This is a genomic window from Burkholderia sp. IT-111MI5 (genome assembly GCF_949752865.1).
Classification (GTDB): Bacteria; Pseudomonadota; Gammaproteobacteria; order Burkholderiales; family Burkholderiaceae; genus Burkholderia; species Burkholderia pyrrocinia_C.
Map to the genome: position 1 here is coordinate 26053 of NZ_CATKIF010000066.1, position 23028 is coordinate 49080.

Sequence of the window (23028 nt, forward strand, 5' to 3'; positions counted from 1 at the left end):
CCTCCATGCAGATCCTGACGCCCGCAATGCTCGCGGAATGGCTCGGCGATACGGCGCGCCCCGCGCCGATCGTGCTCGACGTGCGCGAGCCTTGGGAAATCGCGACCGCGCAGATCGCCGGCAGCATGTCGATCCCGATGCAGCAGATTCCCGCGCGCAGCGAAGAGCTCGACGACGAAGCGGAAATCGTCTGCGTGTGCCATCACGGGATGCGCAGCGCGCAGGTCGCGATGTTCCTCGAATCGCGCGGCTTCACGAAGCTGTACAACCTGCAAGGCGGGATCGACGCGTGGTCGCGCGACGTCGATCCGTCCGTGCCGCGTTACTGATCTCTCCGGCGGCGCATCGCGCGCCGCCATACGGTGACCGGCGTCGCGCCGGCCACACGATCCGCCGAACGGGCGCGCGCTGCGCGCCCGTTTCGCTTTCCCGCCCCACTCCGTTTCCTTCAGCGCATCGGCGACGATCGCTAACAGCCCGGCAATCTGCGCGTCGTCGATGACGAGCGGCGGCGAGAATGCGGGGATGTCGCCCGTATCGTCCGTATAGCGCTCAATCGCACCGTTCCGGTAGCGCGTGCAGGCACCGGAACGGTGAAGCGCGTCCGTGCACCATTTGCGCCCGCGAACCTGCACCGCAACGGACCATTGATGCCGCACGAAGCGTCACGCGCACCGCGCGTTCGCCCGCACCGGCACGTCCGGCGTGCATGCATGCGGACTGGCACATGCCTTGCGTTACCTGATGGCCGGCGCCGCCACGGCGCACGCACATCCAACACGTCAAGGGGAACCCGATGAAACGTCGCAGTCTGTTGAAGTTCGGTTCGATGGCCGGCGCGCTCGCGCTGGCGGGCAAGAGCCCGTTCGCGCACGCGGCCGATGCGGGCACCGGCCCGATCAAGGTCGGCATCCTGCACTCGCTGTCGGGCACGATGGCGATCTCGGAGACGTCGCTGAAGGACACCGCGCTGATGACGATCGCCGACATCAACAAGAGCGGCGGCGTGATGGGTCGCAAGCTCGAGCCCGTGGTGGTCGATCCCGCGTCGAACTGGCCGCTGTTCGCCGAGAAGGCGCGGCAGTTGCTCACGCAGGACAAGGTCGCGTGCGTGTTCGGCTGCTGGACCTCGGTGTCGCGCAAGTCCGTGCTGCCGGTGTTCGAGGAACTGAACGGGCTGCTCTACTACCCGGTGCAGTACGAAGGCGAGGAAATGTCGCGCAACGTGTTCTACACGGGCGCCGCGCCGAACCAGCAGGCGATTCCGGCCGTCGAGTACCTGATGAGCGCGGAAGGCGGCGGCGCGAAGCGCTTCTTCCTGCTCGGCACCGACTACGTGTATCCGCGCACGACCAACAAGATCCTGCGCGCGTTCCTGAAATCGAAGGGCGTGAAGGATGCCGACATTCAGGAGGTCTACACGCCGTTCGGCCACAGCGATTACCAGACCATCGTCGCGAACATCAAGACCTTCTCGCAGGGCGGCAAGACGACCGTGATCTCGACGATCAACGGCGACTCGAACGTGCCGTTCTACAAGGAGCTCGGCAACCAGGGCATCAAGGCGACCGACGTGCCGGTCGTCGCGTTCTCGGTCGGCGAGGAGGAACTGCGCGGGATCGACACGAAGCCGCTCGTCGGCCATCTCGCCGCGTGGAACTACTTCATGTCGGTGAAGAACCCGACCAACACCAAGTTCAAGGACCAGTTCGCCGCCTGGGTGAAGGCGAACAACCTGCCGGGCGGCGCGAAGCGCGTGACCAACGACCCGATGGAAGCGACCTACGTGGGCATCCACATGTGGAAGCAGGCCGTCGAGAAGGCGAAGAGCACCGACGTCGACAAGGTGCGCGTCGCGATGATCGGCCAGACCGTCGCCGCGCCGTCGGGCTTCACGCTCGCGATGGATGGCAACCATCACCTGCACAAGCCGGTGATGATCGGCGAGATCCGCGGCGACGGGCAGTTCAACGTCGTATGGAAGACGAAGACCGCGGTGCGCGCGCAGCCGTGGAGCCCGTTCATCGCGGGCAACCAGGGCAAGCCGGACATCGTCTCGTCGATCCCCGCGTTCCTGCGCCGGCAGCGCGCGGCGCTGGCCTGACGCGGTGCGGCGCGTCGCGCACCGGCGTGACGTGCCGCTCGCATGCCGGTGCCGACGCGCCGGCCGTGCTTGTCGTGAAGAACCGCAAGCGCCGGCGCCTCGCCGCATGAATCCGCTTTCCCACGCCCGACAGGATCTCCCGATGCCTATCCGCTTTCGCCGAGCCGCCGTCGCGATCGTCGCGTGCGCCGCCCTCGCGGGTGCACTGCCGCGTGCCGCGTTCGCGCTGACGGCCGCCGATACCGCCGCGCTTGCCGGCGACGACTTCGACGCGAAGACGTCCGCGATCGACCGGCTCGCCGCCGATGCCGATCCGCGCGCCGTTGCCGTGCTCAACGCGCTGTCGACCGGCGACGCGCTCGCGACCGGCGACGGCCGCCTGCTGATCCAGAGCGGCGACACCGCGCACGACGCGCTCACGCAGGCCGCGTCGCCGGCCGGCGACGCGCAGCCCGTGATGCTGAACAACCTGCTGCGCACGAAGATCGCGGGTGCGCTGTCGGGCCTCGCGCTCGCATCGCCCGACGTCGCCGCGCGACGCGACGCGATCGATGCGCTGCTGAAATCGCCCGACCCGGCGCTCAAGCCGATGATCGACCGCGCCCGTGCGAAGGAAACCGATCCCGCGCTGAAGCGCCGGCTCGACGCACTGTGGGCGATCGCCGCGCTGCACGATGCCGATCCGGCGAAGCGCCTCGAAGCCGTCCAGGTGGTGGCCGCGCGCCGCGACCTCGACATGATCGAACAACTGCGCCCGCTCGTCGCGAAGAACGCGGACGGCAGCTACGCGGAGCCCGACGCGCGCGTGCGCGATGCCGCGCAGCAAGGGCTCGACGCATTGCATTCGCTGCAGCGCCGCGGCGAGATCGTCGGCACGCTGTTCGCGGGCCTGTCGCTCGGCAGCGTGCTGCTGCTCGCCGCGCTCGGCCTCGCGATCACGTACGGGCTGATCGGCGTGATCAACATGGCGCACGGCGAATTCCTGATGATCGGTGCGTACGCAACCTATGTCGTGCAGACGCTGATCCAGCGCTATGCGCCCGGCGCATTCGACTGGTATCCGCTCGTCGCCGTGCCCGTGTCGTTCGCGACGGCCGCGCTCGTCGGCATCGTGCTCGAACGGCTCGTGCTGCGGCACCTGTACGGCCGCCCGCTCGAGACATTGCTCGCGACCTTCGGCGTGAGCCTGATCCTGATCCAGGCGACGCGCATGCTGTTCGGCGCGCAGAACGTGCAGGTCGTGAACCCGTCGTGGATGAGCGGCGGCGTGACCGTGATGCAGAACCTGATCCTGCCGTACAACCGGCTCGCGATCCTCGCATTCGCGCTTGCGGTGGTGTTCGTCGCGTGGGCCGTGCTGACGAAGACGCGGCTCGGCCTGTTCGTGCGCGCGGTCACGCAGAACCGCCGGATGGCCGCGTGCGTCGGCGTGAAGACCGCGCGCGTCGACGCGTATGCGTTCGCGTTCGGTGCGGGCATCGCCGGCCTCGGCGGCTGCGCGCTGTCGCAGATCGGCAACGTGGGGCCCGACCTCGGCCAGAACTACATCATCGATTCGTTCATGGCGGTCGTGCTCGGCGGCGTCGGGCAGATCGCCGGCACCGTGCTCGGCGGCTTCGGGCTCGGCCTCGCGAGCAAGGCGATCGAGCCGTTCTGGGGCGCCGTGCTCGCGAAGATCGCGGTGCTCGTGATGATCGTGCTGTTCATCCAGAAACGCCCTCAGGGCATGTTCGCCCCGAAGGGCCGCAGCGCGGAGGCTTGACGTGACTTTCGTAACCGATTCGATGTCGAACCCGGTCGCCGGCACACCGAAGCCCGCTTCAGCCGCACGCGCGGCAGACGGCTTCGCGCTCGGCCTGCCGCCGCGCCCTGCGCTGCTGTCGCGCCGCGCGTGGCTCGCGCTCGTCGCGCTGTGCATCGCGATCGGCGTCGGCGTGCCGCTCGCCGCGCTCGTCGCGCCCGAAGCGAGCGCATTCCATCTGTCCGCCTACGCGATGACGCTCGCCGGCAAGCTGATGTGCTACGCGATCGCCGCGCTCGCGCTCGATCTCGTCTGGGGCTATTGCGGGATCCTGAGCCTCGGCCACGGGCTGTTCTTCGCGCTCGGCGGCTACGCGATCGGCATGTACCTGATGCGCGAGATCGGCCGCGACGGCAAGTACGGCAGCGACCTGCCCGACTTCATGGTGTTCCTCGACTGGCACCAGCTGCCGTGGTACTGGAGCGGCACGCAGCATCTCGCGTGGGCGCTCGCGCTCGTCGTGCTCGTGCCGGCCGTGCTCGCGTGGGTGTTCGGCTTCTTCACGTTCCGTTCGCGCGTGAAAGGCGTGTACCTGTCGATCATCACGCAGGCGCTGACGTTCGCCGCGATGCTGCTGTTCTATCGCAACGAAACCGGCTTCGGCGGCAACAACGGCTTCACCGACTTCAAGCGCATCGCGGGTTTCGCGATCACGTCGCCCGGCACGCGCACGGTGCTGTTGCTGCTGACGTTCGCGACGCTGGTGCTCGCGTTCATCGCCGCGCGCGCGATCGTCACGAGCAAGCTCGGGCGCGTCGTCACCGCGGTGCGCGACGGCGAGACGCGGCTGATGTTCCTCGGCTACAGCCCGCTCGCGTACAAGCTGTTCGTGTGGACCGTGTCGGCCGTGCTGTGCGGCATCGCGGGCGCGTTGTACGTGCCGCAGGTCGGCATCATCAATCCCGGCGAGATGTCGCCCGGCAACTCGATCGAGATGGCGATCTGGGTCGCGGTGGGCGGGCGCGGCACGCTGATCGGGCCGATCGTCGGCGCGTTCGCGGTGAACGGCGCGAAGAGCCTGTTTACCGCGTACTTCGCCGAATACTGGCTGTTCTTCCTCGGCCTGATCTTCGTGCTCGTGCCGCTGCTGCTGCCGCGCGGGATCATGGGCCTCGTCGAAACCGTGCTCGCGAAGGGGAAACGCGCATGAACGGAACGGCCCTCTACCAATTCACGCCGCCGCCGGAAGACGAACTGCTGGCCGTCAGCGGCACCGCATCGATGGGTCGCGTCGTGCCGCCCGGCATCGACACGTCGCACGGCACGATCCTGTACCTCGAGGATATCGAGGTGAGCTTCGACGGCTTCCGCGCGCTGAAGAAACTGTCGCTCGCGATCGACGCGGGCGAGCTGCGCTGCGTGATCGGCCCGAACGGCGCGGGCAAGACGACGATGATGGACGTGATCACCGGCAAGACGCGCCCCGACGCCGGCAATGTGTTCCTCGGCCAGACGCTCGACCTCGCGCGGATGAGCGAGCCGGAGATCGCGCGCGCGGGTATCGGCCGCAAGTTCCAGAAGCCGACCGTGTTCGAGCAGCATCCGGTGTGGGAAAACCTCGAACTCGCGATGCAGACCGACAAGGGCTGGCTCGCGTCGCTGCGCGCGCGGCTCGACCGCACCGCGCAGGCGAAGATCGAGGAGACGCTCGCGCTGATCGGCCTCGAAAGCCATGCGTTTCGTGCAGCCGGCGAGCTGTCGCACGGTCAGAAGCAGCGGCTCGAGATCGGCATGCTGCTGATGCAGCGCCCCGCGCTGCTGCTGCTCGACGAACCGGCCGCCGGGATGACCGACCACGAGACGATGGAACTCGCCGAACTGCTGAACACGCTGCGCGGCACCTGCTCGATGATGGTCGTCGAGCACGACATGGAATTCGTCGCGGCGCTCGCCGGCGACACCGGCCGCGTGACGGTGATGGCCGAAGGCGCGGTGCTTGCGCAAGGCACGCTCGACCAGGTCAAGCGCGACGACGCGGTGATCGAGTCTTACCTCGGACGATGATGCGATGCTGAAGATCGAAGGTCTGAACCAGTACTACGGCGGCAGCCATATCCTGCGCAACGTGAACCTCGCCGCCGACGACGGCAAGCTCACCGTGCTGCTCGGCCGCAACGGCGTCGGCAAGAGCACGCTGCTGCGCTGCCTGATGGGTGTGGTCACCGCGAAGAGCGGCACCGTGTCGTGGCGCGGCACCGCGCTCGGCGCGCTGCCGCCGTATGCGCGCGTCGCGGCCGGGCTCGCATACGTGCCGCAGGGCCGCGACATCTTTCCGCGGCTGACCGTCGAGGAAAACCTGCTGGTCGGCGCGGCGAGCCGCAAGGCGCCGTCGAAGGTGCCAGACCGCATCTACGACCTGTTCCCGGTGCTGAAGGACATGCGCGCGCGGCGCGGCGGCGACCTGTCGGGCGGCCAGCAGCAGCAGCTTGCGATCGGCCGCGCGCTGATGAGCGAGCCGCAGTTGCTGATCCTCGACGAGCCGACCGAGGGCATCCAGCCGTCGATCATCCAGGACATCGGCCGCACGCTGCGCCAGCTCGTCGACGAATCGAACATGACGGTGCTGCTCGTCGAACAGTATTACGATTTCGCGCGCTCGATCGCGGATCGCTACTGGGTGATGAGCCGCGGCGAGATCGTCGCGGGCGGCGATGCGCGGGACATGGAGACGGATGGGGTGCGGGAGTTGATTGCGGTGTAGCGTCCGGGGAGCGCGGAAAGCACGCCGTCGGCGCGCTCCCGACGGCCCCCTTGCCGATAGGGATATCTGCCGACCTATCGGCAGCGATCTACTTTGACAAGACTTGATCAAATTGCTGCCGCAGCATCGCTGCTGCCCAAGCGCCACATTCCGATCTTGCCCAGCTTCGCCGCCAACTGAAGCCGCGCCGATCGCCAATCTGCCAGTGCGTGGATCCTCTGCCACTTCGCTCCTGCAAGTGCCAACTGAGCATTCAGCAACTCGAGAATGCTCTAGCCGCCCATCCGATATCGATGCTCACAGCATCGTGCGAACGCCGGGCCATTGACAACATCGTTTCGCTATGCAAAAGATTTTGCATCGAGCTACGAAGCGTCGGGTAGGCGTTCCATACGTCTCGTACCCTATGCTGCCGATTCCGCAATTCGCGCTGCCTCTCGATCGAAATCACATTTGCCGTCATCTCATCCTCACTTACCTTCCGTCGCTTGAAAAAAGAACAAGCGCCCAGAATAGAAAACCTTTTGTCAATGATACGAAGGGTTACAAGCATGGCCGAGATCGCGTCAACACCCTTTCCGCTTGCGCTGCCGCCCTGTCGGCAAGGCAGCGATGCGTCGGCCTGATGCGCCTAGCTGACCAGAGTTTTCGTGCAACTTGGCGAGACCGGCACGGCCATCTTGCGACCGTTCGACTCTATAAGCTTGCCATGCCGCATGGCGCCGCGTACCGCCGTGGCATGTTTAGAAAAATTCACCGCTAACTAAAGTGTTTGACTCTCGCTTTGCCGCATCACGGCATTGATAGGATTGTTGCCTGAGTTGCCGGACCACGCGGATATGTCCGCAAACCGCCCCTCACGGCCCGGACAGAAGCCGGCCTCAGTAAAACACTGCCTCCAGAAACGTTGAAACGCCCCCGGACTCCATCCTGACGGTCCGGCAGGCTATATCGCGTTCGATGGCCCAATCGCTTCACCTATTTTTAGAAAACTGCCGCCATGAAAATCGACACCTGGATTACCTGTTTTCTCGCCTCCTGGATCTTCTCGCTATCGCCTGGTTCGGGTTCCGTATTTTCCATGACCAACGGGCTGAACTATGGATTCAAGCGTGGGTATTTGGGTGTCGTTGGACTGGTGCTCGGCCTCTGGGCGGTATTTTTCGCGGTTGTGGTGGGGCTTGGCGCAGTGATTCAGGCTTCGCCCATAACGTTCAATATCATCAAATGGGCTGGCGTGGCTTACCTCTTTTACCTTGGATTCGGTCAGTGGCGCACCAAGGGCTCGCCGATCCATGTTTCGCGCTCGGATGCGCCGAAGATCGGCATCCTCAAGCTCGTTGGAAAAGGCATTGCGCTGAACTCGGTGAACCCGAAAGGTTACCTCTTCATGCTGGCAGTCATTCCGCAGTTCATCGACTCGAACGCCCCGCTGACATCTCAGTACCTCGCTATCGCGCTCACCTTCGCCTTCACCGACCTGGTGGTGATGGCTGGCTATACGGGGCTTGCCTCGAAGGCACTCATCTACCTGAAAACCGAGCGGCACGTCTCGATGCTGAACAAGACCTTTGGTTCGCTGTTCATGCTGGCAGCCGTCGTGCTAGCGACCTTCCAGCGCGTGGCCCACTGAGCCATGAGCCTATCCATGAACCATCATCCCGATCCGCATATGCATGAACCATCCGTGTTGCATGCGGTGCATGAACTGGTGCGCCAGAGCTGCGAACGATACGCCGGTCGGGTCGCCATCGAGGAGCCCGGGCAGGCCGTCCGTTACGACGTGCTGGCGCAACGGGTTGACGCGATGCGATCTCGCTTGGCGCAGGCCGTCGCGCCCGGCAGCGTCGTCGCCGTCGTGGGCCATCGTAGCCTCGAGACCATCGTGGCAGCTTTGGCCGTCTGCTCGCACGGCTGCGTCCTGATGAACATCGACGACGGGCTGCCGGAAGAGCGCCAACACCTGATGTTCGGCAGCGTCCCGCCTGCCGTGACGATACGCTGCGGCGCGACGACGCAATTCGAACTGGCCCAAGCGTCACCGGCCCGCTTCGCGGCCATCGACACCGACCACGCCTACATCGCGTTCACCTCGGGATCAACTGGGCGCCCCAAGGCTATCCTGGGCAGCCACCAGGGTCTGTCTCACTTCGTGCAGTGGCAGGGCCATGAGTTCTGTATTGGACCGGATGATCGCTTCGCACATCTGACCAACATGTCGTTCGACGTCTGGTTGCGGGACGCCTTCACGCCACTTGTCAACGGTGCAACCTTGTGCATTCCCGGTGATCGCCACCTAGGCGCGCGCGACCTCTTCGATTTTCTTGAAGCGCATGCCATCACCGCCGTGCACGTCGTTCCCTCGGTCGCCAACCACTGGATCAACAGCGCGCCCACGCGTCCAGCAATCGCCTCGATGCGGCTGGCCTTCTTCGCTGGCGAGCCGCTGGAAGGCGTGCTCGTGCGGCGATGGCACGCGCGCTTTCCAGCGTGCGAAATCGTCAACCTGTACGGTCCGACCGAAACCACGCTCGCGAAGCATTTCAAGCGCGTGCCTTCGCAACCGCGCGATGGCGTTCAGCCTGTTGGCCATCCGATTCCCGGATCGGCAACGCATATTCTCGACGAGCAATTACGTCCCTGCGCTGAGGGAGTCGTGGGCGAAATCTGCATCGAGACACCCTGGCGTTCGCACGGCTACGTGCATGAAGCAGGCCTGCTCGCGCCGTTCGTGGATTTTCGGCATTCCGGCGGGCCTGCCCGCAGCGTCTATCGCACTGGTGATCTCGGCCTGCGCAAGGCCGATGGCGAGATCGAAATCCGCGGCCGTCTCGACGACCAGGTCAAAATCAATGGCGTGCGCGTCGAACTGCTGGAAGTGAAGTCCGCGATCGTCTCGTTTCCAGGCGTTCGGGACGTCTTTGTCTGCACGACGGGTTCGGGCTACCAGCTCGGAATCGCGGCCGTCCTCGAGGCTGCGCAGGAGGTCGCCGCTCGCCTGATGGCTCATCTTCGCCAACTCCTGCCAGCCGCGATGGTGCCCTCGCGCATCCTGACGCTCCCCGCATTGCCCCGATTGCCCAATGGCAAGCTCAACCGGACAGAGTTGTCTCGTCTGGCGGCGGCAAGCCCACCGCCGTCGCCCGTGCCGTCGTTGCTTCGCTCGACCGATACGACGGCCACGGAACGGCTTGAGTCGCTATGGAGAGAGGTGCTGCGAACCGACTCGGTCGATCAGCATCGCAACTTCTTCGAGTCGGGCGGCACGTCGCTGACGATCGTGGAACTGCACGCCCGCATCGAAGAGACGTTCCAGATCCGGCTTCCGATCGTGCGGCTCTTCGAGCACGCCACGCTCGCCTCGCAAGCCGCCATGCTGGCTAACGACGAGGATCCCGGCACCGCCGCAACGCCGCGAGCGCATGCGACGCCGCACACCGTGCGTTCGCACACCCTGAGTGCGCGCCATCGCCGCACCCGACAATTGGAATTCCAACGGAGCGAGCGTCAGAACCCAGACGCTCAGGCTTAAACCATGACATTCACTGACTGCGAAAATCACGAAAACGACATCGCCATTGTCGCGATGGAATGCCGTATTCCCGGGGCCGACAACGTCGACAAGCTCTGGGAACTCCTGCTGGAAAACCACTGCACGATTCAGGATCTGAGCGACGATCAGCTCGCTGACGCCGGTGTATTGCCGGAGCTGCGATCGCATCCCGACTACGTCAAGCGCGCCGCCGTTCTGGAGGATGTCGACAAGTTTGATGCCGCCTATTTCGACATGAGCGCTCGCGAGGCCGACGTACTCGACGTGCAGCAGCGGATGATGCTGGAAGCCGCCGTGACCCTGCTCAACCGTGGTAACGTCGATCCCGCCCGTGTCGGGCAGCGCATTGGCGTCTTTGCGGGTTCGGGCTTCAGCTCATACTTATTCGGCGTGCTGGAGCAAGTCGAGTTGGTCGATGCGCTAGGCGAAATGCTGGTCCGCCATGGCAACGACAAGGATTTTCTGGCGAACCGGGTATCGTACAAGCTGAATCTGCAAGGCCCGAGCGTCAACGTCCAGACGTCCTGCTCGACCGGTCTGGTCGCAGTCCATAGCGCGGTGCAGAGTCTCTTATTAGGCGAATGCGATCAGGCGATTGCGGGGTCGGTCTACATCCGCCTGCCCCAACATGCCGGCTACAAGTACCAGGCCGACGGCGTGCTATCACCCGATGGCTTGTGCCGTCCATTCGACGCCGACGCGCGCGGCACCATCTTTACCAATGGTCTTGGCCTCGTTTTGTTGAAGCGGCTACGCGACGCCGTTGAGGACGGCGACGACATCGTAGCCGTGATCGCCGGGTCGGCCATCAACAACGACGGGTCGAAGAAGGTGGGATTCACTGCGCCCAGCGTGGGCGGCCAGATCGACGTGCTCGCCGATGCACTGGCAGTGTCGGGCATATCGCCTGGCGAGATGCAGTTCATCGAGGCGCATGGCACCGGGACCGTGCTCGGCGACCCCATCGAGATCGAGGCCATCCGCCAGGCTTACGGGCCCGAGGGCACGCCTTGCGCAATCGGCTCGCTGAAGGGTCACTTTGGCCATTTCAACATCGCTGCGGGAATCATCGGCCTCATCAAGACCGCCCTCGTGCTCAGGAACGGTATCGTACCCAGTACCCTGCATCTGCAGCGCGTGAATCCGCAACTGGAACTGGATGGGTCGCGCTTCTTCGTCGCAGACCGTCAGCTTCAACTGGACATGAGCCGGACCCGCTACGCGGCCGTGAGCGCCTTCGGCATGGGAGGGACCAACTGCCACCTCGTGATGCGCAGTGCGCCCCCAGTGTCGCAGGCTGCACCAGCCAGCGCCAGCCGTGCGCAGTTGTTCACGTTCTCGGCCCGATCCGACGAGGCCCTCGAGCGGATGGCCGGGCTGCTTGCCGACCAGTTCGAGGCGGCGCTCGAAACCTCAATTGCCGATGCAGCCTACACGTCCCGGGTGGCCCGCACGCTGTTGCCAGTGCGCGGCGCCGTGGTCGCACGGCACGCCTCCGAGGCGGCCACGCGGCTGCGCTCACGCGACTTCCCGCGCAGTCGTCACGCCCGGCCGCCGCTACTGGCCTTCGTGTTTGGCGGACAGGGTACGCAGCGGCTGGGCATGGGCCGCGCCCTGGCTGCGGAATGGCCCGCGTACAAAGAACATCTGGAGCACGCGGTCCATGCGCTGGATCCAACTGGCGAAACCCGTCTGCACGCCTGCCTGTGGCAGGCCACGTCCGAGGCTGAGCTCCTTCCGACAGAAATCGCCCAGCCGCTGATCTTTGCTGTCGAGTACGCACTCGCGCAAGCCTTGATCAATAGCGGCCTCCGGCCTGACTACCTCATGGGACACAGTCTCGGCGAAGTGGTGGCGGCCTCGGTCAGCGGCGTCTTCGATCTGGAGACGGCCGGTGCCCTCGTAGCAGCGCGGGCACGCGTCATGGCGGCCTGCGAAGCTGGAGCGATGCTCAGCGTGGAACATCTGGAGCCGTTCCGGTTGATGCTCGATGCTGGGCTGCTCGCACTGGCAGCGCACAACTCGCCGCGGCAATATGTGCTGTCGGGGTCGCTCGCGATCATCGAGGAAGCCGAGGCGCTGGCGCGAGCACGCGGTCTCGCACATCAGCGGCTCAAAACCTCGCATGCCTTTCACTCGCCCATGATGTCGCTTGCTGCTCGCACGTTCCTCGACCATCTACGCGAGGTGAACTTCGGCATTGCGCGCACGCCCATCGTCTCCAACATCACGGGCCGACTGCTTACCGAGTACGAGTACCGCAACCCTGTGTATTGGTCCGACCATCTGGTCCGCACGGTCCAGTTCGCTGCGTCGGTGGACACGCTAGTCGGTCTCGGGGTGCGTCATTTCATCGAGATCGGACACGGCCATGCGATGGGCAATCTGCTTCGCGGCAACCTGCGAGAGAGCGCTGCCCGCGAAGCGGTTATCGTGCCAGCGATGGCCAGCATCGATGATGAATACGCGCATTTCCTAGAGGCGGTCGCGCTAGGCTGGACCCGGTCGCCAGACATCGACATCGAGCCGCATGTGGACAGTCGGCGGAAGATCTCGCTGCCCGTGTATCCCTTCGCACGGGACACCCACTGGGTGCAGCCGGTGATCGGTTTCCAGCCGCGCCGCCAAGGTAGGTCGATCGAACCGGAGCCGGTCTGTCCGTCTTGCGCCGAGCTTTCCGGGGAAACTTCCGCCGCAACGGATGGCGCCGATGCGAACGGTGTACGGCCTGCGAATCAGACAGTCGATGCCGACCAGTCAAATCCCGTGGAAGGCCCGGTCGCCGGCATCTATCAAACATTCCTCGGTGGCACGGAACTCAGCACCGAACTCAGCTTCTTCGAGCTTGGCGGCAATTCCCTGCTGGCCATCCAACTGGTCAATCGACTGCGGGAAACTTTCGAGGTGGAAATTCCGTTGCGAAGCTTCTATGAGCACAGCTCAATCGCCGCGATCTCACGTGAGATCGCCCGTCAACTGCTTCAGGAGTCTGCCAGTGTCTGAGTCCCCCGCGCTGTCCCGCGACCAGCTGGCGCGGCTGACCGCCAGGCTCCAGCGCCTCGGAACCGCCCAGGTCGAGGGCAGGGCGGCCCCCTCGTGCGCCGCCCTGCCCAACCTCGGCATCATTTTCTTTTCTGGACTCATCTCCGGGCTAGGGCCTTACGAGCTGCTGCTAGATGTCGCCCGATACGTGGACGAAGCGGGCTTTCACGCGATCTGGACACCGGAGCGGCATTTCACCGAGGTCGGCGGGGCCTATCCGAATCCCGCGCTGCTCGCGGCGGCACTGACCACCGTGACGCAGCGCGTACGCCTGCGCGCCGGCAGCATCAACCTGCCGCTGCATGACCCGCTGCGCGTGGCGGAGGAGTGGGCTGTCGTCGATCAGCTGTCGAACGGCCGAGTCGACATCGCCATCGCGCCCGGCTGGCACGTGAGGGATTTCGTGCTCAAACCAGAAAACTTCCAGAACAAATTCGACATCCTCAATGATTATCTCGAGCAGGTGCGCGCGGCGTGGCGAGGTCAGCCCATCGAGCGCTCAGACGCCTTCGGCGAGCCTCATGCGATCGTGACCTATCCACGGCCGGTGCAGCCGGAGTTGCCGGTCTGGCTCACCACGTCGCAGCGAGAGGAAGCGTGGGAGTTCGCCGGCCGCAGCGGCTTCAACGTGCTGAGCGCGCTGATCAATTTCGGCCCCAAAGACCTGGAGCGCCGCATCGGAATCTACCGCGCGGCACGTAAAGCGGCCGGATGGGATCCGGAAACGGGCACCGTTTCCCTGATGCTGCACACCTATGTCGATACGGATGCGTCTTGCGCCATCGAGCGAGTACGCCCGGCGTTGACTGAGTACCTGAAGTCGTTCGTTTCCCAGCATCAGAGCGCCAATCAAGCCGACGCCAACGACAAGGTGCGCACGCTCCAAAGCCTGGGCGACGATCGCGACGACTTCGTCGAGATGGTCTTCTCGCGTTACGTCAACACGAGTTCGCTAATTGGCGATCTCAGGGAAGTGCAAACGCGGCTCGAAGCTTTCTGCCGCATGGGTGTGGACGAAGTAGCCTGCCTCGTGGACTTCGGCCTCGACAAGACCCACGTGCTCGACAGCCTGCGCCTGCTGTCCCGACTGATCGAACATCGACAGAAATGAAACTCTTCGCATTTCAGGGGCTGCGCCCCCGAATTCACCCCGATGCCTATGTTTTCGAGGATGCCGTCATCATCGGCGATGTCGAGATAGGGCCGGGTGTCAGCATCTGGCCTGGGGTCACCATCCGTGGCGACAAGGCCCGCATTCTGATTGGCGCGGGCAGTAATATCCAGGAGCACGCGATGCTCCACGCAGACCCTGGATATCCGCTCACACTAGGAGAAAACGTGACGATCGGACACGGCGTGATGCTGCACGGCTGCGACGTCGGCTCGCATTCCGTCATTGGCATCGGCGCGATCCTGCTGAATGGGTCGAAGGTGGGCTCATGCAGTCTCGTCACAGCCGGTTCGCAGTTGGGTGCCGGTCCCCGGTTTGCCGACAACAGCCTAATCTCCGGGAATCCGGCTCGCGTGCTGATGACGCTTGGCGTCAGTGACATCGAAGGGCTGCGGGACACCGCGAGGGAATATCAGGATCTGGCCGAGGCCTATCGCCGCGATCTGCATCCCTTGCGGCCTGACGAGATCAGGCTGGAGTCTCGGCGCGCAGGTGGTGTCCGGTGATGGGTCTGCATAGCAGCAGGCGGGATCGATCGCTGCTTCGCGTGAGTGGGAATGCACACGAAAGCGGACGGCCCCGCCTCCTCGTCTGCTTTCACCACGCGGGAGCGGGTGCATCGAGCTTCTCGGGCTGGCCCGTCGAAACCGAGCTCCACGCAGATCTCGCCCTCGTGCAGTTGAAGGGCCGGGAAGACCGCTATGCGGAACGGCTCGATGACACCTTGCCAGCGCTCTCGTACGAGATTGCGGCCGCCCTGCATCGCACCGGGCACCGGAACCTTGTCCTCTTTGGACACAGCATGGGCGGTACCCTCGCGTGGTGGGTAGCGGCCGCCCTCTGGCAACGCCACGGCCGGCATTGCCGGCTGGTAATTTCCGCTCAGGTGCCCACCATGCCTCCCCGGGTCAGTCCGTGGCGTCCGGGCGATCTCCCTGCGTGGTACGCCAGCCTCGGCGAACCTTGGCCGTCGGTGCTGGACGATCCCGAGATGCAGGCCATCCTGAGCGCAACGTTGGACGCCGACATCGCATGGATGCGAAGGGAATCCCAGCGCCCGCTTCCGGGACCGCTGCCGCTGACGGTCCACGGCCTCGGCTGGGAGTCGGACCAGTTGGTGCGCCCGCAGGACATGCTGCACTGGCAAGCCTTGATCACTGGACAATTCACGCTTCACACGCTGCCAGGCGGGCATCTCGAACTCTGCGCGCGGCCCGCGCCCGCACTCGCACTGTTGCGCCGACTTCTCGACAAGGAATGCCGACATGCGCTCCGCACCGACGCTTGAATACTTGCGCCTGCGCGGCGAGATCCGCATGGGGTTCCAGCGGCATACCCCGCCGTTTTCGTACACGACGCAGGAACAATGGCCGATCGGCTATTCCGTCGCACTAGCGACCGAGGTGGCCGACGCGCTAGCCGCACGTCTGGGTACGCCGTTGCGCATCCAGCCCGTCGAAGTCACCTCGACGACCCGTACCGAACTGCTGATCAGCGGCGCGATCGACATCGAGTGCGGCTCGACCACGATTACCGAAGAGCGCCAACGCCATGTCGCTTTCAGCCGCCCCATCTTTCATACTGCGCATCGCGTGGCGTTGAAGGCCGAACGTTCGCTCTCGGGCACACGCGCGATCCGAGTCACGGGCATCACCGGTTCGACCAGCCATCGGGCGCTGCTCGACGAAAGCGCTCCCGGATGCGCCCCGCACTTCGTTGGCCGCCCAAGCATCGGCGAAGCCTTCGACGCCTTTCTCGAAGACGGCCAGATCGACGGCATCGTGGCGGATGAGGTCATCCTGGCCGGGCTGATGCTCCACTCTCGCCAGGGCGGCGTCACACTCACCGAGGAGCGTTTCGGCGGTGAGCACTATGGTTTCATGATGCGGCCTGGGGATCGCACGTTCCACGAGGCGGTGGACCACGCGCTCGGCACCGTGCTGGAAGCGCCCGACTTCGTCCGTCGCTACGCTCCCTGGTTCGACCGTCCGCTGCCGGGTCTCGGGTTCAGCCTGGGCCTGGACTTCGATCGACAACTCCCTCACCTTATCCGTCCGGAGCCTGAATTGGCCGCCGGACAACTTTGCATAACCCCTATCAGTCATCCTTGAGGAAGTACATGAAAGCAGGCATCCTCGGCTTCGGCAACGTGGCCGCCGCCACCATCGAGAGCTTCCTGGCCAACCACGACCTCATCCTCGCCAAGGCTCGCTCGCCGATTGAGTTCGTCCGAATCGCCACACGCACTCCATCGCGAGCGCACGGCCGCGTGCCGACCGGCTGCCAGATCGACGACGATCCGCGCGCCCTGGTGGAAGACCCGAACGTGGACGTGGTGATCGAGTTGACCGGCAATGTATCGATCGGACGCGAACTGGTGCTGCGCGCCCTCGCGCAGGGCAAGCATGTCATCACCGCCAACAAGGCACTGCTAGCCCACCACGGCGCGGAGATCATGGCCGCCGCCGCGCACGCCGGGCGCCGGATGCTGTTCGAAGGCGCTGTTGCAGTGTCGATACCCATCATCAAGACGCTACGCGAGGCAGCGGCGGCAAACCGGATTTCGTCGGTGGTGGGCATCCTCAACGGCACGTCCAACTACGTGCTATCGCAAATGAGCGAGCACGGCGCGGACTTCGCCACGGCGCTCGCCGAAGCGCAACGCCGCGGCTATGCCGAAGCCGATCCCACGCTGGACATCAACGGCGAGGATGCCGCTCACAAGATCACCCTGCTGGCGTCGCTGGCCTTTGGCGTGCCGATCGACTTCGCGAAGGTCGATTTCAAGGGCATCGCGGAGATCGAGCGCGAAGACATCGAATTCGCGAAACGACTCGGGCATCAGGTGAAGCTCATCGCGCAGGCGAAGCGCGTGGACGATGGCATGGTGATCGGCGTGCGGCCAACCCTGGTGCCGAACCGTTCGATGCTGGCCCTGGTGGGCGGCTCGATGAATGGCATCGCGTTGCAAGGCGACCTGCTTGGGTCGGCGTTCCTCTATGGATCGGGTGCCGGCGGCAAACAGACTTCCAGCGCCGTGCTCGCCGATCTTCTGGAACTGGCCAACGGCAGCAGGCCCAACGTGGGCGGCGGCGCCTACAACATGGGCTTTCGCGACGCCGCGCCTGCGGCGGCTCCGGCCTGCGGGAAGCCGAACCTCGTGGAAGCGTTCTACGTCCGGCTTCGCCTCGACGACCGCGCGGGAACGCTGGCCAAGGTCAGCCGCGTGCTGGCCACTGCGAACATCTCGGCGCATTCGCTGCTTCAGGACGCCGCACAGGGCGCGTTGACGGACCTGGTCGTCATCACTCACCCGGTCTCCGAGGAACGGCTGCTCAGAACGCTGCCCCAGCTCCAGGATGCCGCTGGCCCAGGGCATTCCGTGGTCGTGCTTCCCGTTCTGGATGACTGCGGATGCTGAGCGAGGCATTCTCGAACCCGCACACGTCGGACAGCAATGCGCTGCTCATCCATGTGCGGCCCGACGACAGCCTGCTATGGTCGTTTCCGCTCTGGCTGATCTGCCATCGCCTTGGCATGTCAGCACTGCTGGCGGCGCAAGCCCCGGCACCTCACGCCGCCCCAGCCGCGATCACGCACCGGCCACCGGAAGTACGTCTGGGCACGCAAACCCTCGCCCAGTTGCTGACGATCATCGAGACGCTGCACGAACAGTTTCCGCACGCGGGCGTCTGGCCCGGCGAGCCGTCCGCGCGAGCCCGCGCCCGGGACGCGTGCGGCGGCCTGCTGACACTATGCCGACAGGACATCAGTGCCCCGCTTCGTGCCGATGAAACGGACGCCAGTACGATCGCACACGTGGCGCATCGACTGCGCAGCGCGCTCGACGACGACAGGCATGGCACGGTGGCATCTGTTGCCGCCGCGACCCTGGTGCTGGACATGAACGAATTGTTCGATGTGCAAAGCGAAGATCATATGCGGGCCATGCTGGAAAGTCCGGCGGCTTCAGCGTGGCTGAGCGATCCGCAGGTGCAGGAGCGGCGCGTGTGGGGGCAAAGATTCAACCTGGCCTCCAGACTGCGACGTGCTGGATTCGCATTATGATCCTCATCATTTGCGGCAGCCCGCGCTCCGAAGGGCAGACCAGCCAAGCACTGCGCCTACTCGAACAGCGATTGCAGCAATTCGGTTACTCGACACAACGCGTGTGCGTGGGCACACTCGACCTGCCCTTTTATGGACTGGACAATGGTGCGTCTGCCGATCTGAGCGTCTGGCGTCAGGCAGTCGACTCCGCTTGTGCGCTTGTAATCGGGAGCCCGGAATATCACGGCAGTTTCAGTGCAGGGCTGAAGAATCTCCTCGATCATCTCGACAGCACGCTCGTCGCAGGCAAACCCGCCGCGCTGGTTGCGGCCTCAGGTAGTCCACGGGGCGGCATGGCCACCCTGGCGGCCATGCGTCATGTGCTGCGCTCACTGCATGTGCCGGCCATCGTGGAGCAGTTGGCCGTATGCCCGCAGGACAGGGATACGCGTAACGGCCGCTGGTCGAACGATCTACTGGCGCAAGCCGATTCTGTTGTTGCCGGTCTGCTGCGACAGATTGCACCTGCAAGCCCCCCCGCGCCGGGCCCATTCAACGGCAGATCCGCGCAGCCTTAATCAGCGTTGCCCTAGATCGATGTGCGTTGGCTTCCTCTACTTCGCCAGGAGCCGCGTATTACCGCCCGGCCTGATCAAGCGCCGTGCGTGCAAATTCCACCACGAAGCCAGTGACTTGCCGCCCCAGCGGCGGCTCCTGCTGCCAGTGATGCCAGAAGAGCGGAATGGAGAGTCCGCCCCCCGGCGCGAGATCGACGAGCTGGCCGGTCTTTAGCAGTACTTCTGCATGCTGCACGGGAATGAGACCGTATCCGTTGCCGCTTCGGATCGCGCTCAACAGCGCGGCGGGCGATGGGAAGTAGTGACGTGGAAACTGTTTCAGCTCCACGCCGAACATCGATTTCAGGAAAGTGTCGTGGAGTGAGTCTTTGCGATTGAAGAGCACCGCCGGCACCGATTTCGCGTCATGCAGGGTCAGCCCGCGCGGAAAATAGTGCTGTGCGAACGCTGGCGCGGCAGCGCACCGGTACGTCATCGCACCGAGCGGAATAGCGTTGAAACCCGGCGAAGACTGGCATTCAGTGGAAATGCAGCCCGTGACATCCCCACGCGTCAGCATGTGCCGCGTATGGCCCTGATCGTCGACGCTGATCTCCAGCGCCACGGGCAGTTGCTGGAGCAACGCTTCCGAGCACCTGTCAAACCACGTTGCGAGGGAATCCGAATTGACGGCAATCGCGATGGGCGTACGTTTGTGCCGCGACGTGCGCAGCTTCAGGCCGACGTACACGTCGTGCTCAAGCAAGCGCAAGGCTTTCACGTACCGCAGCACGACTTCGCCAGCAGCGGTTGGCGTTGGAGGTCGCTCGCGCACCAGCAGCACGGTGGAAAGCGCTTCCTCCAGCGTCTTGATACGCTGCGATACAGCGCCTCGGGTAATGTTGAGCGCATTGGCCGCCTGCTCGAAACTCCCGTATTCCGTTACAGTCGCAAAAGCTTCCAGTTGAAACCGATCAAGCATGACGCACCCCTCGTGAACATCTTTAGTATTACATTAATTTTTTACGTCGCGTTATATTTCAACCAAACTCAACATTGCAGACCATAATGGACTTTGCGATGCACTGATTAATCAGCATTTCACCAACCCCACGAATCAATGACCCGGATGTCGCCTACGATGCACGCCAAATAGATACGAAGTAATAATTACAGAATATTCCGATTAATTTCAAATTGCTCCATCCGCATTCGGCGTTGTTACATAAATCGGCGAAGTAGATCATAAGTTGCGTGAATACAAATAAAATCCACCATAATTAGAGTAAATTTTTATTATGCGCAATTTTATTCGTGAAATCGACTTTTCCATGATTTATGCAGCAATACCTCCTCCCTCAAGCTGTCGCCTTGCAAGATACCTGGAACCACCTGGAAAACTTGATACGGGCGCAGATCGAGCACCGATACAAGTTCATGCAGACTTGCGAGCACAAAGTGCTTCAGACTGTCACACTGAGCCATCCCACTTGTGCAAAGCGGAAGTGGGATTCAGGGCAGTATTCGGATCCGCCATAAACCAGTCATATTCGCCTTTGATTCCAGAGATCAAAACTCGATCTTCGCAGCGTCAATTCGATGACATGCCTCCAGTATTGGCAGCTCAACACGCACCGATTACCCGACAGGTCGCCAGGGTGTGACGCTGCTGATACATCCATGCAGCACTTGCGGAAAAACTATGGAAATCCAACTAACCCGAGCAGGCATCGGAAAACCTGAGCGCCGACGACGGCAAGCTCACGCTGCTGCGTTGCCTGACGGGTGTCATCGCCGCGAAAAGCGGCACCGTGGCGCGGCACGGCGCTCGGCGCTGCAGCTGTATGCGCACGGCGCGGCGCGGCGGCGACCTGTCCGGCGACCAGCAGCAGCTCGCGATCGGCCGCGCGCTGATGAGCGAGCCGCAGTTGCTGATCCTCGACGAGCCGACCGAGGGCATCCAGTCGTCGATCATCCAGGACGTCGGCCGCACGCTGCGCCAGCTCGTCGACGAATCGAACATGACCGTGCTGCTCGTCAAACAGTATTACGATTTCGCGCGCTCGATCGCGGATCGGTACTGGGTGATGAGCCGCGGGGAAATCGTTGCCGGCGGCGAGGCGAGGAATATGGAGACAGATGGGTGCGAGAGTTGATTGCGGTGCAGCGACCCGCGTCGAATTGCGGGTGCGGCGCCGGATTTCAGTGAAAGGACGCGTTTCAGCATTTGTTGAAAACCGCGCTTTCAGTGAAGTCAGCGTCTGAATTATTGTTCCTGTAGCATCCACGTTCCCCGCACCCGCTCGCCGCCGATGTCCGCCCCCGATTCCCACGCCCCGCTGTCCCGCCCCGCCGTCGCCAAGTCGTGGCGCGGCCGCCTCGAACTCGGCTTCGAGCGGCACGGCGCACGCACGACGCTCGCGCACCGGCTGCACGACGGCCCGCTGCGCGTGCAGCGGCCGCTGTACCCGGAAGGCGACGCGATCTGCCATGCGGTGATCGTCCACCCGCCGGGCGGCGTCGCGGGCGGCGACCGGCTCGACATCAGCATCGCGCTCGGCGCCGGCACGCACGCGGTGCTGACGACGCCCGGCGCGACCAAGTGGTACAAGTCGAACGGCCTCGACGCGACGCAGCGCATCGGCATTGCTGTCGGTGAGCACGCGAAGCTCGACTGGCTGCCGCAGAACAACCTGTTCTTCGACTCAGCGCACGCAGCGCTCGACTTCACCGTGACGCTCGGCGCAGGCGCGAGCGCGATCGGCTGGGACGCGACGCAGCTCGGCCGGCAGGCGGCCGGCGAAACCTGGTCGGCGGGCCGTATCGCGTCGACCTCCGCGCTCGTCGGTGCCGACGGCCGGCCGCTATGGACCGAGCGCGCGCTGCTCGACGCGCACGATCCGCTGCGCGGCGCGCTGCAGGGCCTCGCCGGCTTTCCCGCATACGGCACGCTGTGGGCCGCCGGCGCCGCGTGCGACGCCGCACTGGCCGAATCGCTCGCTGCGCGGATGCCGTTCGACGACACGCTGCGCGCGGGCGCAACCTGCGTAACGCCCGGCGTCGTGCTCGTGCGCGCACTGTCGACGTCGATGGAAGCGCTGCAGCGCCACTTCACCGATTGCTGGCTGCATCTGCGGCCGATCGTGCACGGCGTCGACGCACGGCCGCTGCGCCTCTGGCAAACCTGAGCGCGCCCGCGCTGCGCACCGTTTCGGCGCATCCCCACATCCGACGCTGCACGCTATCCATGCACCGCGCACCACGAACGCGCATCGCGCTGCGTTCCATGCACATGGCACGCGCCTTGCTGCTTACATAACCGATACACGGCGCGCGCAAAACGGCGCGGTGCTACGATGATCTGCACGTCCGCCCGGTTGGGCGCGCACCGATAAAAATTACGTTTTCCTGAACGTTTGCCTTCATGAAACTGACTCCCCGAGAAAAGGACAAGCTGCTGATCTTCACGGCGGCGCTGCTGGCCGAACGCCGTCGCGCGCGCGGCCTGAAGCTCAACTATCCGGAGGCGGTCGCCTTCATCACCGCCGCGCTGATGGAAGCCGCGCGCGACGGCAAGACGGTTGCCGAAGTGATGCACTACGGCACGACGCTGCTCACGCGCGACGACGTGATGGATGGCGTGCCGGAAATGATTCCCGACATCCAGGTCGAGGCGACCTTCCCCGACGGTACGAAGCTCGTGACCGTCCACCATCCGATTCCGTGAGGCAACGCATGATCCCCGGCGAAATCCTCACCGACGACGGCGAGCACGAACTGAACGCGGGCCGCGAAACGCTGACGCTCGTCGTCGCGAACACCGGCGACCGCCCGGTGCAGGTCGGCTCGCACTATCACTTCTTCGAAGTCAACGACGCACTGTCGTTCGACCGCGCGGCCGCGCGCGGCTTCCGGCTCAACATCGCGGCCGGCACGGCCGTGCGCTTCGAGCCGGGCCAGACGCGCACCGTCGAGCTCGTCGCGCTCGCGGGCGATCGGGCCGTCTACGGTTTTCAGGGCAAGGTGATGGGGCCGCTCTGAGCGCGCGC

Annotated in this window: 20 protein-coding genes and 2 pseudogenes; 20 read left to right on the forward strand and 2 right to left on the reverse strand. The window is 64.4% G+C overall.

Annotation, left to right across the window (positions count from 1 at the left end; genetic code table 11):
• The first annotated feature begins 5 nt into the window (after positions 1 to 5).
• Positions 6 to 329, forward strand: coding sequence for a rhodanese-like domain-containing protein (locus ACM6JT_RS29535; RefSeq protein WP_034182919.1), 324 nt, complete (start codon positions 6 to 8; stop codon positions 327 to 329).
• 108 nt (positions 330 to 437) lie between these two features.
• Here the strand turns inward: ACM6JT_RS29535 and ACM6JT_RS29540 are convergent.
• Positions 438 to 572: pseudogene (locus ACM6JT_RS29540) on the reverse strand (beta 1,6 glucan synthase); the annotation flags it as partial.
• A 224-nt stretch (positions 573 to 796) separates the two neighbouring features.
• On the opposite strand from ACM6JT_RS29540, the gene urtA reads away from it, so the two are divergent.
• From urtA to ACM6JT_RS29615, 15 genes are all read left to right on the forward strand, one after another.
• A complete protein-coding gene (urtA, locus tag ACM6JT_RS29545; RefSeq protein WP_034182917.1) occupies positions 797 to 2104 on the forward strand; it encodes an urea ABC transporter substrate-binding protein in 1308 nt (435 codons plus the stop codon).
• Positions 2105 to 2246: 142 nt separating this feature from the next.
• The gene (urtB, locus tag ACM6JT_RS29550; RefSeq protein WP_414857786.1) at positions 2247 to 3866 is read left to right on the forward strand and encodes an urea ABC transporter permease subunit UrtB; all 1620 of its coding nucleotides are present in this window, start codon (positions 2247 to 2249) and stop codon (positions 3864 to 3866) included.
• A 1-nt stretch (position 3867) separates the two neighbouring features.
• The gene (gene urtC, locus ACM6JT_RS29555; protein ID WP_105393049.1) at positions 3868 to 5055 is read left to right on the forward strand and encodes an urea ABC transporter permease subunit UrtC; all 1188 of its coding nucleotides are present in this window, start codon (positions 3868 to 3870) and stop codon (positions 5053 to 5055) included.
• Positions 5052 to 5909 (forward strand): urea ABC transporter ATP-binding protein UrtD, encoded by an 858-nt coding sequence (urtD, locus tag ACM6JT_RS29560; protein ID WP_034182914.1) that lies wholly within the window; start codon positions 5052 to 5054, stop codon positions 5907 to 5909. The genes urtC and urtD overlap by 4 nt, the downstream gene beginning before the upstream one ends.
• A 4-nt stretch (positions 5910 to 5913) precedes the next feature.
• Positions 5914 to 6606 (forward strand): urea ABC transporter ATP-binding subunit UrtE, encoded by a 693-nt coding sequence (gene urtE, locus ACM6JT_RS29565; protein WP_414857787.1) that lies wholly within the window; start codon positions 5914 to 5916, stop codon positions 6604 to 6606.
• Positions 6607 to 7606: 1000 nt separating this feature from the next.
• Positions 7607 to 8239, forward strand: coding sequence for a LysE family transporter (locus ACM6JT_RS29570; RefSeq protein WP_414857788.1), 633 nt, complete (start codon positions 7607 to 7609; stop codon positions 8237 to 8239).
• 15 nt (positions 8240 to 8254) lie between these two features.
• Positions 8255 to 10138 (forward strand): non-ribosomal peptide synthetase, encoded by a 1884-nt coding sequence (locus tag ACM6JT_RS29575; RefSeq protein ID WP_414857789.1) that lies wholly within the window; start codon positions 8255 to 8257, stop codon positions 10136 to 10138.
• 3 nt (positions 10139 to 10141) lie between these two features.
• Positions 10142 to 13162, forward strand: a complete 3021-nt coding sequence (locus tag ACM6JT_RS29580; protein ID WP_414857790.1) for a beta-ketoacyl synthase N-terminal-like domain-containing protein — start codon at positions 10142 to 10144, stop codon at positions 13160 to 13162.
• Positions 13155 to 14312: a MupA/Atu3671 family FMN-dependent luciferase-like monooxygenase gene (locus ACM6JT_RS29585; RefSeq protein WP_414857791.1), complete on the forward strand. Its 1158-nt coding sequence runs from the start codon at positions 13155 to 13157 to the stop codon at positions 14310 to 14312. The genes ACM6JT_RS29580 and ACM6JT_RS29585 overlap by 8 nt, the downstream gene beginning before the upstream one ends.
• Positions 14309 to 14878 carry a gamma carbonic anhydrase family protein gene (locus ACM6JT_RS29590; protein ID WP_414857792.1) on the forward strand — a complete coding sequence of 190 codons (570 nt, stop codon included), beginning with the start codon at positions 14309 to 14311 and terminating at the stop codon, positions 14876 to 14878. The genes ACM6JT_RS29585 and ACM6JT_RS29590 overlap by 4 nt, the downstream gene beginning before the upstream one ends.
• The gene (locus ACM6JT_RS29595) at positions 14878 to 15660 is read left to right on the forward strand and encodes a thioesterase II family protein (protein WP_414857793.1); all 783 of its coding nucleotides are present in this window, start codon (positions 14878 to 14880) and stop codon (positions 15658 to 15660) included. The genes ACM6JT_RS29590 and ACM6JT_RS29595 overlap by 1 nt, the downstream gene beginning before the upstream one ends.
• Positions 15638 to 16483, forward strand: a complete 846-nt coding sequence (locus tag ACM6JT_RS29600; protein WP_414857794.1) for a transporter substrate-binding domain-containing protein — start codon at positions 15638 to 15640, stop codon at positions 16481 to 16483. The genes ACM6JT_RS29595 and ACM6JT_RS29600 overlap by 23 nt, the downstream gene beginning before the upstream one ends.
• Before the next feature lie 8 nt (positions 16484 to 16491).
• Positions 16492 to 17793, forward strand: a complete 1302-nt coding sequence (locus ACM6JT_RS29605; protein ID WP_414857795.1) for a homoserine dehydrogenase — start codon at positions 16492 to 16494, stop codon at positions 17791 to 17793.
• The gene (locus ACM6JT_RS29610) at positions 17787 to 18440 is read left to right on the forward strand and encodes a hypothetical protein (protein ID WP_414857796.1); all 654 of its coding nucleotides are present in this window, start codon (positions 17787 to 17789) and stop codon (positions 18438 to 18440) included. The genes ACM6JT_RS29605 and ACM6JT_RS29610 overlap by 7 nt, the downstream gene beginning before the upstream one ends.
• Positions 18437 to 19000, forward strand: a complete 564-nt coding sequence (locus ACM6JT_RS29615; RefSeq protein WP_414857797.1) for an NADPH-dependent FMN reductase — start codon at positions 18437 to 18439, stop codon at positions 18998 to 19000. The genes ACM6JT_RS29610 and ACM6JT_RS29615 overlap by 4 nt, the downstream gene beginning before the upstream one ends.
• Before the next feature lie 58 nt (positions 19001 to 19058).
• Here the strand turns inward: ACM6JT_RS29615 and argP are convergent, their stop codons facing one another.
• Positions 19059 to 19961, reverse strand: coding sequence for an HTH-type transcriptional regulator ArgP (argP, locus tag ACM6JT_RS29620; protein WP_414857798.1), 903 nt, complete (start codon positions 19959 to 19961; stop codon positions 19059 to 19061).
• 772 nt (positions 19962 to 20733) lie between these two features.
• Between argP and ACM6JT_RS29625 the strand changes: the two are divergent.
• From ACM6JT_RS29625 to ACM6JT_RS29640, 4 genes and pseudogenes are all read left to right on the forward strand, one after another.
• Positions 20734 to 21188, forward strand: a pseudogene (locus tag ACM6JT_RS29625) (ATP-binding cassette domain-containing protein); the annotation flags it as partial.
• 103 nt (positions 21189 to 21291) lie between these two features.
• Positions 21292 to 22167 carry an urease accessory protein UreD gene (locus ACM6JT_RS29630; RefSeq protein WP_414857799.1) on the forward strand — a complete coding sequence of 292 codons (876 nt, stop codon included), beginning with the start codon at positions 21292 to 21294 and terminating at the stop codon, positions 22165 to 22167.
• Between the two features lie 236 nt (positions 22168 to 22403).
• On the forward strand, positions 22404 to 22706 hold the full coding sequence (gene ureA / locus ACM6JT_RS29635) for an urease subunit gamma (protein ID WP_006406310.1): 303 nt from the start codon (positions 22404 to 22406) through the stop codon (positions 22704 to 22706).
• An 8-nt stretch (positions 22707 to 22714) separates the two neighbouring features.
• Entirely contained in the window at positions 22715 to 23020 is a 306-nt protein-coding gene (locus tag ACM6JT_RS29640; RefSeq protein ID WP_034182910.1) for an urease subunit beta, read from the forward strand.
• Positions 23021 to 23028 lie beyond the last annotated feature (8 nt).

Coding starts and splice junctions, on each gene's coding strand:
- urtA (WP_034182917.1), top strand. CDS start 797: ATGAAACGTCGCAGTCTGTTGAAGTTCGGTTCGATGGCCGGCGCGCTC.
- ACM6JT_RS29570 (WP_414857788.1), top strand. CDS start 7,607: ATGAAAATCGACACCTGGATTACCTGTTTTCTCGCCTCCTGGATCTTC.
- ACM6JT_RS29575 (WP_414857789.1), top strand. CDS start 8,255: ATGAACCATCATCCCGATCCGCATATGCATGAACCATCCGTGTTGCAT.
- urtE (WP_414857787.1), top strand. CDS start 5,914: ATGCTGAAGATCGAAGGTCTGAACCAGTACTACGGCGGCAGCCATATC.
- ACM6JT_RS29630 (WP_414857799.1), top strand. CDS start 21,292: ATGTCCGCCCCCGATTCCCACGCCCCGCTGTCCCGCCCCGCCGTCGCC.
- ACM6JT_RS29535 (WP_034182919.1), top strand. CDS start 6: ATGCAGATCCTGACGCCCGCAATGCTCGCGGAATGGCTCGGCGATACG.
- ACM6JT_RS29595 (WP_414857793.1), top strand. CDS start 14,878: ATGGGTCTGCATAGCAGCAGGCGGGATCGATCGCTGCTTCGCGTGAGT.
- ACM6JT_RS29600 (WP_414857794.1), top strand. CDS start 15,638: ATGCGCTCCGCACCGACGCTTGAATACTTGCGCCTGCGCGGCGAGATC.
- urtB (WP_414857786.1), top strand. CDS start 2,247: ATGCCTATCCGCTTTCGCCGAGCCGCCGTCGCGATCGTCGCGTGCGCC.
- ureA (WP_006406310.1), top strand. CDS start 22,404: ATGAAACTGACTCCCCGAGAAAAGGACAAGCTGCTGATCTTCACGGCG.
- ACM6JT_RS29640 (WP_034182910.1), top strand. CDS start 22,715: ATGATCCCCGGCGAAATCCTCACCGACGACGGCGAGCACGAACTGAAC.
- ACM6JT_RS29590 (WP_414857792.1), top strand. CDS start 14,309: ATGAAACTCTTCGCATTTCAGGGGCTGCGCCCCCGAATTCACCCCGAT.
- ACM6JT_RS29580 (WP_414857790.1), top strand. CDS start 10,142: ATGACATTCACTGACTGCGAAAATCACGAAAACGACATCGCCATTGTC.
- argP (WP_414857798.1), bottom strand. CDS start 19,961: ATGCTTGATCGGTTTCAACTGGAAGCTTTTGCGACTGTAACGGAATAC.
- urtD (WP_034182914.1), top strand. CDS start 5,052: ATGAACGGAACGGCCCTCTACCAATTCACGCCGCCGCCGGAAGACGAA.
- ACM6JT_RS29605 (WP_414857795.1), top strand. CDS start 16,492: ATGAAAGCAGGCATCCTCGGCTTCGGCAACGTGGCCGCCGCCACCATC.
- ACM6JT_RS29610 (WP_414857796.1), top strand. CDS start 17,787: ATGCTGAGCGAGGCATTCTCGAACCCGCACACGTCGGACAGCAATGCG.
- ACM6JT_RS29615 (WP_414857797.1), top strand. CDS start 18,437: ATGATCCTCATCATTTGCGGCAGCCCGCGCTCCGAAGGGCAGACCAGC.